This window comes from Ruegeria sp. AF8 (assembly GCF_056541825.1).
The window spans coordinates 33180-47079 of record NZ_JBQFYW010000018.1 but is presented as its reverse complement, the minus strand read 5'-3'; the positions used below and the strand labels follow the sequence as shown (position 1 = coordinate 47079).

General features: G+C 57.6%; 11 protein-coding genes. All 11 read right to left on the bottom strand.

Going from position 1 to position 13900, the window contains the following annotated elements; genetic code table 11:
• Window positions 1-29: 29 nt before the first annotated feature.
• The gene (locus ACR0AO_RS20610) at window positions 30-815 is read right to left on the bottom strand and encodes an SDR family NAD(P)-dependent oxidoreductase (protein ID WP_480607899.1); all 786 of its coding nucleotides are present in this window, start codon (window positions 813-815) and stop codon (window positions 30-32) included.
• Window positions 812-1768, bottom strand: a complete 957-nt coding sequence (locus ACR0AO_RS20605; RefSeq protein WP_480607896.1) for a phosphotransferase enzyme family protein — start codon at window positions 1766-1768, stop codon at window positions 812-814. The genes ACR0AO_RS20610 and ACR0AO_RS20605 overlap by 4 nt, the downstream gene beginning before the upstream one ends.
• The gene (locus ACR0AO_RS20600) at window positions 1765-3054 is read right to left on the bottom strand and encodes an aspartate aminotransferase family protein (RefSeq protein WP_480607893.1); all 1290 of its coding nucleotides are present in this window, start codon (window positions 3052-3054) and stop codon (window positions 1765-1767) included. The genes ACR0AO_RS20605 and ACR0AO_RS20600 overlap by 4 nt, the downstream gene beginning before the upstream one ends.
• Window positions 3055-3071: 17 nt before the next feature.
• On the bottom strand, window positions 3072-4559 hold the full coding sequence (locus ACR0AO_RS20595) for an aldehyde dehydrogenase (RefSeq protein ID WP_480607890.1): 1488 nt from the start codon (window positions 4557-4559) through the stop codon (window positions 3072-3074).
• 4 nt (window positions 4560-4563) lie between these two features.
• Window positions 4564-6090, bottom strand: a complete 1527-nt coding sequence (locus ACR0AO_RS20590) for a tripartite tricarboxylate transporter permease (protein WP_480607887.1) — start codon at window positions 6088-6090, stop codon at window positions 4564-4566.
• A gap of 7 nt (window positions 6091-6097) precedes the next feature.
• Complete coding sequence (locus ACR0AO_RS20585) at window positions 6098-6637, bottom strand: tripartite tricarboxylate transporter TctB family protein (protein ID WP_480607884.1); 540 nt, start codon at window positions 6635-6637, stop codon at window positions 6098-6100.
• An 86-nt stretch (window positions 6638-6723) separates the two neighbouring features.
• A complete protein-coding gene (locus ACR0AO_RS20580) occupies window positions 6724-7656 on the bottom strand; it encodes a tripartite tricarboxylate transporter substrate binding protein (RefSeq protein WP_480607881.1) in 933 nt (310 codons plus the stop codon).
• 40 nt (window positions 7657-7696) lie between these two features.
• Complete coding sequence (locus tag ACR0AO_RS20575; protein WP_480607878.1) at window positions 7697-8938, bottom strand: Tm-1-like ATP-binding domain-containing protein; 1242 nt, start codon at window positions 8936-8938, stop codon at window positions 7697-7699.
• A 23-nt stretch (window positions 8939-8961) separates the two neighbouring features.
• Window positions 8962-11424 (bottom strand): FAD-dependent oxidoreductase, encoded by a 2463-nt coding sequence (locus ACR0AO_RS20570; protein WP_480607875.1) that lies wholly within the window; start codon window positions 11422-11424, stop codon window positions 8962-8964.
• 189 nt (window positions 11425-11613) lie between these two features.
• Complete coding sequence (locus ACR0AO_RS20565) at window positions 11614-12378, bottom strand: IclR family transcriptional regulator (RefSeq protein ID WP_480607872.1); 765 nt, start codon at window positions 12376-12378, stop codon at window positions 11614-11616.
• Between the two features lie 218 nt (window positions 12379-12596).
• A complete protein-coding gene (locus tag ACR0AO_RS20560; protein ID WP_480607869.1) occupies window positions 12597-13841 on the bottom strand; it encodes a DUF3179 domain-containing (seleno)protein in 1245 nt (414 codons plus the stop codon).
• Between the last annotated feature and the right edge of the window lie 59 nt (window positions 13842-13900).

The window sequence follows — 13900 nt, the reverse complement described above, 5'->3', positions numbered from 1 at the left end:
TCGTCGGTATCTCAGGCGGAGCCGAGCCACTAGAATGCCAGAGTCGGGACATCCACTATGGTGGCTCCGCCATCTACGGTCAGAGTTGCGCCTGTGATCATGGCTGCATCGCCCGAGCACAGGAATGCCACGGCCGCAGCGACCTCATCCCCCGTGGCGGGACGGCCCATCGGCACATCGCGCGTTACCAGGGCATAGGCCTCTTCGACCGAGGACAAGTTCTGGCGCTCTACCAACTCCGCCATTTCGGCGTCGGCCATTTCTGTACGCACCCATCCCGGGCAAATCGCGTTGCAACGAACACCCTTTTGGCCAAAGTCGCGTGCAATCGACCGGGTCAGCCCCAACAGCCCGTGTTTCATCGTGACATAGCCGCATGCCTCGGGGCCTGCAGCCAATGCGGCAATCGATGCCATCATGAGCAGGTTGCCGCGTCGTTCGACCAGCGCCGGTATTGCGGAACGTGCTGCCACCATGGCCGTGTTCAGATTGGCCTGCACGGCTTTTGCCCAATCGTCGTCCGTAATGTCTGACAAAGTCCCGAACCCGAAACCACCGGCATTGCAGACCATCACGTCAAGCCCGCCGAACTTGTCCCGGGCGGTGGCGACCAGGTGGTCCATGTGATCCGCCGACGACGCATCACCGGCAATTGCAATACCACCACAGCGCTCGGCCACGGCCTCGATCGGGTCGGCCCGTCGTCCGGTCAGGATGACATTGCCTCCTTCTTCGGCAATACGACATGCGGTTGCGGCACCGATGCCTGTTCCGGCACCGGTGATAATTGCGGTTTTCCCGTCGAAGCGTTTCATGATGGTTCCTCCTGACCAGCCAGACAGGCCAGCGCCAGTTTGCGGGTGTCGCGCATAAACCTTTCGTTGCGGATTTCCGATCCGGCTTCATCCATGCGAGAGATGATCCAGCCCACATAGGTTGCGGATCTGAGCAGAATGAACAGGTCCAGCGCTGCCGTATCGACTTCGCGAACCGATTTGTAACCCTCGATCAAGGCGGCGCGCAGTTTGGGATAGTCGGGTTCCTCGAGGTTTTTGAGCAGAGTCGTTGCAAGGTCAAACAGCCGAAACCCAAAGCCGCTGTCGTCAAAATCGATCAGTTGCAGTTTGTCACCGTCGACCATCACGTTTTCACGCACCAGATCGGCGTGGATCAAGCCGTAATCCAGCCCCGATTCAAGCCGTTGCAATTCTTGATCCGCAAGGTCCCGAACCTTCAGGAACAAGGCGCGGTCTTCGCCGGAAAGGGTCGGGTTGTCCCAGAAACGATCCCAGACGGGGTTCTCTCCAACAAGCCCCGCACGGTCCCAGGCGCAGCGGGTAAAGCCTTCGGGCGGGGTCCAGGCATCGGACAGCGCATGCATCCGCGCCATTTCACGCCCGATGCCGTGGAACAATCCGGCGCGGTCGGCACTGTCCAATGCCACCCCGGTCCTGCCGACCGGAACACCGGACAGCCAGGTCAGGACGTCGATCTGAATCCCGTCCACCACATGCAGAACCTTGCTCGAAACCGAAGCGATCGGGGCAGGGACATGCAGCCCGCCTTGCGCCAGTGCGCCCATCCACTCCAATTCCGACCACAGCTCGGCATCGGTTCGATACCCCAGGCGATGTAGGCGGAGTGCAAAGGCCTTGCCCTGATGTTCGACCCGGAATACCCGGTTTTCGCGTTCCGCGATCAGTTGGCAAGATGCCCCCTCGAATCCCCAGAGCGCCAGTGCCTTTTCGGTTGTTTCCGCCACGGTCATAGCGCTGTTTCCGCCAATACGTCATCCAGCGTGTCGAACAGCAGATCGGCATTCTCTTTCGAGAACGGCATCGGCGGGCGGATTTTCAGCGTGTTCTTGTGCCGCCCCAGTTTGGAGTGAATGACGCCACGCTGGCGCATTTCGTTGATCACACGGTCGGTGAATTCGCTGGCTGGTTCCTTGGTTTCGCGGTCCAACACCATTTCGGCCCCGAAGATCAGACCCGACCCGCGCGCATCGCCGATGATGTCGTATTTCTGCTGCAAGGTCTCCAACCGCGCGCGGGCATGGTCGCCCAGGTTTTTGGCGTTTGCCAGCAACTGCTTGTCTTCGATCTCTTCCAGCACGGCCATGGCCGCCGCACAGGAGACCGGATTGCCGCCGAAAGTGTTGAAATAGCGATACCCTTTGCGGAAGTTCGCCAGAATCTCGGACCGTGTCACCACGCCCCCAACCGGATGGCCGTTGGCCATTGGTTTTCCCAGCGTCATTACGTCGGGCACGACGCCCATCTTCTGATGCGCCCACATATGGGTGCCGGTGCGGCCAAAGCCGGATTGAACTTCGTCACAGATCAGCAGACCTCCGGCCTTGCGCACCACGCCTGCCGCCGGTTTCAGCCAGCCGTCGGGATTGTCCGGGAAGCCTTCGTTCAGGAAATAGGGGCAGACCACCAGCGCGGCGAAGCCGATGCCGGATTTCTCATGCTCGGCGATCTGTTCGGCTACCGCGTCGGCGAATTTGGTGCCCTCCGGGTCGGGGTTGCGATAACTGTCCGGCGCTTCAACAAAGCGGAAATACTGACCCAGTCCAAAGCCCACGGTCGGCACGTTCGACTTGCTCAACTGGCTGACGAGCGAGGTGTTGCCGTGATAGGTCGCATCGGTGGCGATGATGCCGCGCTTGCCCGTCATGCCCTCGGCCATGCGCAGGGCAATGTCGTTGGCCTCGGACCCGGTGCAGGTCAGGATCGCGGTGTCCAGCGACGCGTCCATGGTGCCTGTCAGCTTCTCGACATAGTCCAGAATACCGTTATGTAGATAGCGGGTATGGGTGTTGAGGGTTGATGCCTGGCGGCAGATCGCTTCGACCACTCGCGGATTGCAATGCCCGACATGCGGCACGTTGTTGTAGCAATCCAGATACTTGCGGCCATCCGCATCCCACAGCCAGACCCCCTCTCCCTTAACGACATGAACGGGCTCGTCATAGAAGGTCGAGACATTGGGACCCAGCAGCTTGCTGCGCCGTTCAATCAGCTCTGCGGATTTGGGAGAGAGTGTCATCGCGGTCAATCCTGAGGTTAGAGTTGAATCCAGGCGGATTTCAGGTCGAAGTATTTCTCCAGCGCGTACAGCGATTTATCGTGGCCGTTGCCGGACTGGCGCACACCCCCCAGCGGCACGGTCAGATCAGAACCGCCATAGGTGTTCACATGCACGATACCTGCGCGGATACGCTCAACCATGCGGTGGGCGCGGCTGAGATCGGCCGTCCACACGCCGGAGGACAGGCCATAAACCGTGGAATTGGCCAGCGCGACGGCTTCATCCTCGTCCCGGAAGGTGGTGACTGCCAGAACCGGGCCAAACACTTCGTTCTGGAAAAGATCGCTGTCCGGTTTGACCCCGGCCATGATCGTGGGCTGCATGTAGTAACCACCGGTTTCCTCAAGGATACGCTGGCCGCCGGACCGGCATTCTGCCCCTTCGGTTTCGGCGCGGTTGACAAAGCCCAGATTGGCCTCGAGTTCCGACAGTGAATGCACGGCACCGATCTGGCTGTTCAGATCCAGCGGGTCTCCGACGCGGTAAGCTTGCGCATGGCGGGCCATATCCGCGATGAAATCTTCGGCAATGTCTTCCTGCACCAGCAGGCGCGACCCCGCGATGCATACCTGACCGGAGTTGCGGAAGATTCCCGCTGCCGACACTTTGGCTGCTTCAGCCAGATCTTTTGCATCGTTGAACACGATGTTTGGGGATTTGCCGCCCAGTTCCAGATAACAGCGTTTGAGGTTGGAGCGCGCCGAATATTCCAGCAGACGACGCCCCGTCGCACCGGACCCTGTGAACACCATGATGTCCACATCCATGCTCAGCGCCAAAGCTTCGCCCACGACGCTGCCTTTGCCGGTTACCACGTTGAAGACACCTTCAGGCAAGCCTGCTTCAACCGCCAGTTCGGCGATTTTCAGCAGCGACAGCGAGGCGCTTTCTGCCGGTTTAAGCACGATGGAATTGCCCGCAGCCAAAGCCGGAGCAATCTTCCAGCTGCCGATCATCAGCGGGAAGTTCCAGGGAACAATTGCGCCGACGACCCCGACTGGCGCGTGATGCACGAGTCCCAGAATGTTATGCGGGGTCGGTGCGATCTGGCCATAGACCTTGTCGATCGCCTCGCCGTAATACCGGAAGGTATGGGCCGCAGACAGGGCTTCGGCCTTCAGCGCCATGTTGATCTCGGTCCCGTTGTCGCGAACCCCCAGCACCGTTATGTCGAGCGCCCGTTCCTCGATCAGGTCGGCCAGACGCAACAGCACTTTCTTTCGCACCGCTGGAGCCATGCGAGACCAGCGACCGTCCTCAAAGGCCGCCCGAGCCGAAGCCACGGCCCGGGTCATGTCCTCGGGTTCTCCTTCGGCGATCCGGGTTATGGCCTGACCGTTGATCGGCGACAGAACGTCCAGCGTTTTGCCCGAGGCCGAGGGAACCGTCTGCCCGTCGATGAAATGCCCTTGCAGGGAAATGTTTGCGTATCTCAGGCTGTCGATTTTTTCCTGTTTCAGCATATCGTTATCCTTGCTGGCTTGAATGTTCCGTGTCCGGTCCGATCGGGTCCGGCTTGAGCCTGGCCTTGTGCTCTTTGATCAGGGTGCGGACGTGTAGGACCAGGATGCCAATGATCATGATGAAGATGATCGCGGCAATCGGACGGCTGATGAAGTCGATCGGTGTTTTGACCGCCGCCATGGCGCTGCGCAGCTTGACCTCCATGATGCCGCCCAGAACCATGCCCAGAATGATCGGAACGATCGGCAGGTTGAGCCTCTTGAGGATCAATCCGAACACCCCGAACCCAGCCGCAACGGCGCAGTCGGTAATGGAGTTGCGCAGGGAATAGACTCCGATAAAGGACAGAGTCAGGATCATGATGCCCAGGAACCGGGTCGGGATCTGGATGATCTTCAACAACAGATTGGTCGAAAACAGCAAGAACACCAAAACGATCACGTTCAGCAGGATCAGCGCCACATAAAGCGCCATGACAAAGTCTAGCTGGTTCTCGAACAGCTGCGGACCAGGGATCACGTTGTGGACATAGAACACCGACAGCATCATCGCAGTCAGCGCTTCGCCCGGGATGCCGAGGGCCAGCAGCGGAATCATCGCCGCACCCGGGACTGCATTGTTTGCGGCCTCGGATGCGACAAGACCTTCGGGAGAGCCGTTGCCGAAGGATTCTGGGTCTTTCGACGTTTTTTGCGCGTAAGTATAAGAGAGGAATTGCGCGGTGAATTCACCGACGCCGGGGATCATACCCATCAGGACGCCCAGGGAGGAGGAGACGCCTGCGATGCGTTTGATCCCCAGCAACTCTTTCAAGCCAGAAAACATGTTGCCTTCGACATGAGTGTCGCCGGGCGCGTGATCCTTGTCTATCAACAACAAGAATGCCTGACTGATTGCGAACAAACCCAGCACTACTACGATCAGATCGAATCCCGACGTCAGCCAGCTTTGCTCGAATGTGAAGCGGCGCGTGTATTTGACGGGCTCAAGACCGACAGTATTCAAAAAGATACCGAAACAGGCGAGCATACCGGCAGCAAAGGTCTGGCCGCGATGCGCGACAACAACCAGAAGAATGCCCATGAATGCGGCCAGAAAAATCTCTCGGCTGCCGAAATGCGGCGCGATCAGCGCCAGAAGGGGCGACAGCACGATCAGGCAAATGACCGAGAATATTCCGCCAAAAAATGAAGCTGAATAGGCCAATGACAATGCCCGGTGTCCCTGACCGCGTTTGGTCATGGGATAGCCGTCATAAGTTGTCAGCGCATTCACCGGCGTACCGGGCGTGTTGATGAGAATGGCAGGAATGGCGCCACCATACATCGATGACCCGTAAATCCCCAAGAGTAGGGTCAGTCCGACGATCGGCTCGAATGCGAAGGTTGCGGGCAACAGAATGGCAATGGCTACCGCAGGGCCGACACCGGGCAGCGCACCGATGATGACACCCCCGATGGAGCCGATGACGAGGGCGATCATTACGTCCCATTGTGCGAGAAGCGAAATACCGGAATGAAGAGTGTCCATGTCGGCCTCAGAGATAGGTCAGCGCGAAGGCTCGCAGCGCGTCGGGAAGGTGGTTGTAAATTTGTCCAGCAGGTATTTTGACCTGCAAAAAGCCACGGAAGATAATCGCGACGCAGATTGCGAACAGTACAACCAGTCCCAATGCCTGTTTGCTTCGGAATCCGGCCCGAAGCGCCAGAAAAAAAGCGAAAACCAGCGTTGTCGGCAGGTAACCGCACAGCGGCACCAGAACCACGTAGATCAGGAAGTAGAGCACATATTCCAGTGACCGAAGCCAGAACACGACTTCGGTCCAGCGCCCGGGAATGCGCGGAGAGACAAACGAGCCCAATGCATGAAAGGCGCCAAAAATAACCATCCCACAGACTGCAATGGTGGGCCACAGCGATGGCTGAGCAAACCACTTCGTGCGTTTGACCCACTGGGTTTGCTCGCCCAACTGGCTCAGCAGGAAGAGCGCGAACAGCAGGAACGCAACAGCAAAGACTTTGTCGCCCGGGCGGCGGTATCTCTGAAACAATTCCTGGAAATACTTGATGCGGGTCACGACGGGACCTCCTCCCTGATCTGGCAGCAAACGGATCATTGTTTCGGAAGCGTTTGAGGGGTTTGAGACCCCTCACGCAATGTCCGTTACTCAAGCAGTTTCGCGATTTCGCCGTTGACCCTGATGTCGGCTTCGATCTGCGCGGTCGACTCTGCGGCGTCTTTCCAATAGATCAGTACACCGGTTTCTTCCGACAGGGTTTTGACAGCGTCGCTTTCCAGCGCCGCCGTGGCGGCCGCTTCGATTTTGGCTTTCACGTCGTCCGGCGTACCTTTGGGTACAAACAGACCATTCCATAGTGACAGGGGCAGTTCGGGAACGATTTCGCCCACCGTCCGTGCATCCGGCGTCAGCGGAGTACGCTCTTCGCCGATGGACGCGAGGATCGTCAGATCGTCGATGCAGGGCAACAGGGTCTGGATCGTGGCGTTGACTATATCCACATCACCCGAGGCCAGAACATTGCAATCCAGCAAATCGAACGCAGCCTCAGAACCGAAGTCCCATCCGGTTTTTTGCGCCGCAGCGAAAGTCACCTGGGTCGGTGCAAGGAATGAACCGTAGTGGCCAAGCGAGACATCATTCTCCTTGCCGTATTCGGCCAGTTCTTCCCAGCTGCTGTAAGGCTGCCTTTTCAGCGTGGCGATCACGAAAGGATAGGTCATGAAGATGCCAACCGGCTCAAACGGGTTCGGGTCCAGTTCGGGAACGCCGATTTCCGGGCCAACAACCGGCACATCAATCACAAAGGAACCGATCGTGTAACCATCCGCAGGCGCACCCGCCACTTCGACAGCGCCGGGGAACGGTCCGCCACCGCCGCCAGGTTTGTTCACCACTGCTGCCGGAACCCCGTACATTTCCTGAAACTTGTCCGCGATGACGCGGGTCAACACGTCCTCCAAGTCACCCGGCGGGAACGGTACAACAAATGAGACTGGCTTTTCCGGGTATTCGGCAAAGGCCACCGTCGCGCTAAGTAGAGTGGCTGCGCATGCCATTTTGAGAACGTTCGTCATGGTGTCCTCCCTTGTGACGAATGGTGTTGCAAGTTGAAGATCAAAGTGCGCCAGCCGGAACGGTGCCATCGGCAACCCATTGATCGAATATCGCCAACGCCGTGGCACTGAATTCGGGGTCGTTTATGTGGGCATCCAGCTCCGTGACCTGGACCGAAGCCGGGACAGTCGCGCTGAGTTCCCCGATGAAGGCCTTCAACCCTTCGGCGTCGTGGCAATCGCCACCCGGCCGATCCCATTCCTCGATCCCTTCACGAGGGATGATCAGATGCGTTGGGGCCGAACTTTCTCCGAGACGCTTGTTCAGTTCGCGGGCAATCTCACGCCGTTCTTCGACGTTGTAGTAGGTATTCTTGACGAGCTTGTTGTGGGTGTGGATCGGACGGTCCTTGAACTGCTCCGGGATTTCCTGCCAGCCAGCAAAATCGATCAGGTCCATGCAGCCTGGAGCCACGATTTGCGGGATGCCCGCTCTTCCTGCTGCCCGATGCCGGTCCTTGCCCGCATTTACAACGGATCCAGCCAACAGGTTGCCCAACTCACACCCGGCAAAATCCATTACGCAGACAAAACCCTTTTGGCTTGAAATCTGCTCGAAAGCCATGCCGCCCATGCCCATGGCGTGAAACACCGCCACTTCATAGCCGCGCCCTTCAAGAGCCGGTTTGAGGGTCTTGACGTATTTCAGGCAAGACGTTCCAAGCGATGTCATCCCCACCACGGGCCGCCCACTGACCGCAGGTTCTGCAGCGCGTGCCGCACCCAAGACAGCGCCAGCCGCCTGCGCCAGCGAAGATTTGCAGATCGCATTCAATCCGTAGAGGCCCCCCGCCCACAGGATCATTTGAATGTCCGGCGACAGACGTTCCGCCGGGATCAGCGCCGAGAACGATACGGTCGACACCACATATTTGGGCACCCCAATCGGCAGGGCCTGACAGACGTCCAAGGCCAAATCAGTGCCCATCGTACCGCCCAGAATGATCACGCCGTGGATCCGGCTTTCATTGTACAACTTTCGGGCCAGCGCGCAGGCGCCCGCGGACATGATCTGCATCGCCACATGTTCGCTGCCGCTGTCGATGGCCGCCTGGATGTTACTTCCGCCGGCTTCGGCCACGTCATGTTTCGAATAGTCGGTGGGCTTGGCGGGGTCGCCCAGTACGCTGACATCCAGTGTTATTACATTGCCGCCCAGTGCACGGATCTTGCCGGCCATGAATTCCAGCTCGTCATTTTTCGTGTCGTAGGTACCAATGACCAGAATGGTCTTGTCCACCATGAGTTCCTCCCTTTTTGTATTCCCTACCCGCGCATAATTTCGCCTTTGGGGTCGTAGAACGGAGCCAATTGCACCTTCAGCGGATACATTTTTCCGGCGATCTGAACATCAAAGCCGCCTTCGTCGATCCAGGCTTTGGACACTCCTTCATCGCGGTGCAGGCTCGCCAGACCAACCATGGCTTCAAGCCTGAATCCCCAGTCGCCCGAGGTTACGTGACCCACGATCTGGCCGTCTTTCCAGACTGGTTCATTGTGGATCAGATAAGGGCCGTTTTTTGCGCCCACGCCCTCGACAATACAGGACACGGTGCGGAACCCTGTGGCGGCACCGCCGGCCTTCTGCTCGGCCAGAACGGCCTTGCCGAGGAAGTCGTTTTCTTTGCCCAGGGCGACAGCAAAGCCCAACCCGGTTTCAAATGGTGTATCATCTTCCCCGATGTCATGGCCAAAGTGACGGAAACCTTTTTCCAGCCGGCAGGCGTTCATCGCAAACATGCCCATGTGGCGCAGGCCGTGCGGTTTACCTGCCTCTGTCAGCGCCTCATAGACGCCAGCCACGAATTCGGTGGACATCATCAGTTCGTACCCGAGTTCCCCAAGGAATGATCGACGGATCGCCCAGCCCCGCGCATAGGCCATGTCGATCTCACGCGCGGCGCCAAAGGGGAAAGCTTCATTCGACAGGTCGTCGCCCGAGATGGCGGACAGAATCTCGCGTGACTTGGGGCCGTGGATCGTGATCAGGCCATAACCCGAAGTGGCGTCAAACACTTCGAAGCGCCAGTCCGGGTCGGCGTGATCCTTGATCCAGCCCTGATCGCGCATCTGGCTGGGGTGCCCGGTGATGACCATGAAGCAATCATGGACGGTGCGGGTCACTGTCACATCCGCTTCGATCCCGCCACGGGTGTTCAGGAACTGGGTGTAGACCGAGGTGCCGACCTCGACATCCATTTGCGCGCCGCAAACCTTGTTCAGCGCCTTGACCGCATCCGGACCCTGGACCAGAATTTTCGCATACATCGACTGGTCAATAAGCACGGCGGCGTCACGGGCGGCCAGACATTCGGCTTGCACATGGCCCGACCAGTCTTTCCACCACAGGTTCGGTTCTTCGTTCCAACCCCTCTGTTCCGGGTCGTAATACATCGGCATTTCCCAACCGATCCGCTCGGCAAAGGTTGCGCCCGCCTCTTTCAGGCGATCATGCAAAGGCACACGGCGCACGCCACGGGCCGAGTGGATCTGTCGGCCGACCCAGCTGACGCCATAATGGAAACCCACCGATTCCGCGCTGCGGTCGTGATTGTAACTGGTGTTGCGCTGGAAGGGATGCGCCCGGCGGCTGAGCATCGGGCCCATACCACGCGATGGGGCTCCGTCAGTCATCCATTCCGCCATGGTCAGGCCAACGCCGCCCGAATTCAGGATACCGTTCGAGTTCATACCGGTGGCCACAAACAGGCCCTTGATCTCGCTGGTCGGGCCCAAATAGGGGCGTCCGTCCGGAGTGAAGCTCTCAGGCCCGTTAAAGAAGGTTTGAATGCCCATCTCGCCCAGGGCGGGCATACGTTCGAACATCTTTTCGAGGTTCGGTTCGACATGTTCCATGTCAAAGGGCAACTCGTCGAACTCGAAATCCTCGGGAATACCATCCTTGCCATAAGGCTTGCCGTGCTTTTCGAACGACCCGATCAACAGCTTGCCTGTATCCTCTTTCCAATAGGTCCGTTCCTCGGCAATGTTGAGGATTGGCTGAGTTCTCGGAAGATCGTCGACAGGCTCGGTGACGATGTAGAAGTGTTCCGTCGCGTGCAATGGCACGGTAACGCCATGCGCCTTGGCAAACAGGTGGCTCCACATGCCGCCTGCCAGAAGCACTTTGTCCGTGGCGATCACGCCTTTATCCGTCTCGACCCCGGCAATCTTGCCATCGCGGATAACCAGCTGGTTGACCTTGGTGTCCTCGAACACTTGCGCCCCCAAGGCGCGGGCACCCTTGCTAAGTGCAACCGTGACGTCCAGAGGGTTTACTTGACCGTTGGAAGGCACAAAGAAGGCCGATTTCACATCGTCCGTTTCGATCAGCGGCCATTTTTCCTTCAGCTCCCCCCGCGATAGCATAAAGCTTTCAATCCCCATGCGCACAGCGTGGTCGTGGCTGCGCAGAAGCTGTTCGTGACGAACCTCGCCAATGGCCAGATTGATCGTTCCGTTGGGCTTATAGCCCGTGGCCTGCCCGGTTTCTTCTTCCAGGTCGCGGAACAGGCGCGCGGTGTATTTGCCCAGTTCGGTCTGCGCAGTGCTGTCGCGCAACTGCCCCACAATCCCGGCCGCGTGCCAGGTCGTGCCGCTTGCTATTTTCCGACGCTCGACCAGAACGGCTGGCACGCCACGCTTTGCCAGGTGATACAGGGTCGACACACCAATAATGCCGCCACCGACGATCACCACAGGCGCCCGTTCAGGAAGAGATTGAGCCATCAAACTACCTTTCAGCCCACTCGTGCAGGCAATCCGCAGGTTACCAACCGGGTGCAAATCAGGCTTGTTCGATGCAGACCTCATTCGCTCGAATTCGTAATCTGTGACAGAGAGAGAGGCTTATCCAAAGAAATATGCACTATTGGTGCGATTATAGCACCTACTAGTTTCGTTAAGTTAAGATGCGATTTATCCGATCACAGTGTGAGAAGAAGACCCTGTAAGCGCAGTTTCCAGATTTTCGACTGCTGTTTTCAAAAGCTTAGCCAGTTCTTCGCGGCGCGCATCGTCCATGTTCAAATCGGGGACGGCAATTGCTATGGTCCCCGCAGGGTCAACGTCGTCTGTGAAAAATGGCATGGCAACACTTGCAACGCCCAACTCAACCGTGTTGCGGGTTGCGGCGAATCCTCGGCTGCGGGTCTGCGCCATAAGGTCGACGAGTTCATCGTCCTCTGTAACCGTGAAGCGGGTTAGCTTCTCGCGTTTTTGCGTCAACAGCCGCTCTCTCGTTTCGTCAGAACAGAATGACAAGAAGGCAAGCCCCGAGGCGGAGGAATGGTATGGGTAAGAATCAGCTGGTCGCAAATTGATGACGTTGCCTCTTGGGGGCAAGGTGAACGATGCAGTTGCCATACCAGTTGCTCCGGGAACTCCAACGTGAACAGTTTCATTCGCTTGAGTGGAAAGCCACTTCGAAACGACCTGCGTGGCCTTGAACATCGGAACTGTCGCTTCCCTTAACCGCGCCAAAGACAGAAATCCGTGCCCGAGCCGATATTTTCGGTTGTCAGGGTTTTGTTCAATAAACCCATGTTTGGTCAGAGAAATCAGCAACCTGCGAACCACAGCCTTATCCTCACCCGTGGCGCGCGCAAATTCATTCAAGCCAATCTCCAGATTTTCCAGTGAGAATTGACGCAATAATCTCATGGCTTTGTCGACGGTTTTCATGACGATCTTTTCTTTCGAGCAGCATCCAGAAATGACCTGAACAGGAAATTCCCAATCGGTCCTTCTTGCCAACTTGGCACGAAATATGCCCAAGAGACAGAAAATACGCACTATTGGTGCTATTTTCGCACCATTTCGTTGCCCGAATAAGAAAGCAAAAAGCCGGTGCATCGAGACTTTCGAGAAGTGCTTTATTGCCGCTCTTTGCCAAGCAGATATTAAGCCGCCGCTTCGCCGGTTTCGTCGGAAATTTGTCCGACACGATTGATATCGGTTTTTGGGAAAAATTCGGACCAGACGTGCCAGAAGACACCCGCACGCAAGGTCTCGACGCGTTTCAGCTTTCCCTGATCAGTGTTTCCCCAAAAGTCGCATCGGCCAACCGGCTGACCGCTGTCATTGTACCAGATGCCCAGGCTTTCGTACTTCGGATCGAGGCTGACGACCACATCACGCCCTCCGACATTGGCGTTGATGATCCAATCGTTTTCAGTGACGAAATCATCCGTCCAGCAGGCGGCATCCTGTCCGATCGAGATCCCCCAGACATAAGTTTTATTCGGCAACCGGTCGTCTGAGCGATCCATATTATCCATCACCGGCGAATCTTCCTGATGCTGGCGGCCAATGCCCCAGCCGAAGGTGATTTCCGTCATCATATCCAACAGACGCAGCAAGGGGTTCGATGACGGCTTGTTCAGGTACACCTCGCCATCCGGATATGCTTTTTGGAAGCCACGGAACGTCATCCTGTAGGTGGGCCACGGCTTCATCTGCGCCTCGGGCCGCAAGGGGCAGGCCGGGCCGTCGGTACTCGGGTCGCGATCAGCTTCGCGAAAGCCATAGATGTGTTGTATCGGCTCACCCGTATCATTGTCGCGCAGGATCAGGTTGTTGCCATGCTGAGCCAGAACCTCAAGGTTCAGGCGCTTGCCTTCGATTTCCGGAAGGTAGCCTTGCCCAAGGTTGGCCATGGCACAATAGGTCATGACGATGTCTTCGCCGCCCAGCCCCTTTGCGTTTCCCGCCAGATGAGGGCGCATTATCTGCGCATCCGGATGCGCGCGCGCGTGGCCGTTGTTTTCGATCACTATCACGGGTGCAGTTGGCCCGACGTATTTTCGCGCCTCATCGATAGAGAAATATTGGGCGTTGTTGAGCTGATTTCTCAGGCCAAGATGAACCCAGACATAGGGAAACCCGTAGAGGAAAAAAACCAGAACAGCCGACAGCGCCCAAAGCCAGAATGGCCCGCCATCCAACACGAAATGCGCAAGGGTCGCTATTGCAAATGCACCAAGACCAATCGCTATCAGGCGGTATTCATTGCGGATAAAACGTATCATGTTTTCGCGCTTGACCTTCAGCAGCATCTGCGAAACGTCACCCAGATCACGGAAATATACGAACCCGATGCCAAGTGCGCCGGCCAGACCCAACGCAAAAAGTAACGTTCCAAACATGCTTTGCTCCTAATGTCCAAAGCGCTATGCCATGCGCGGAACTTTGCGCAGACCGTGCT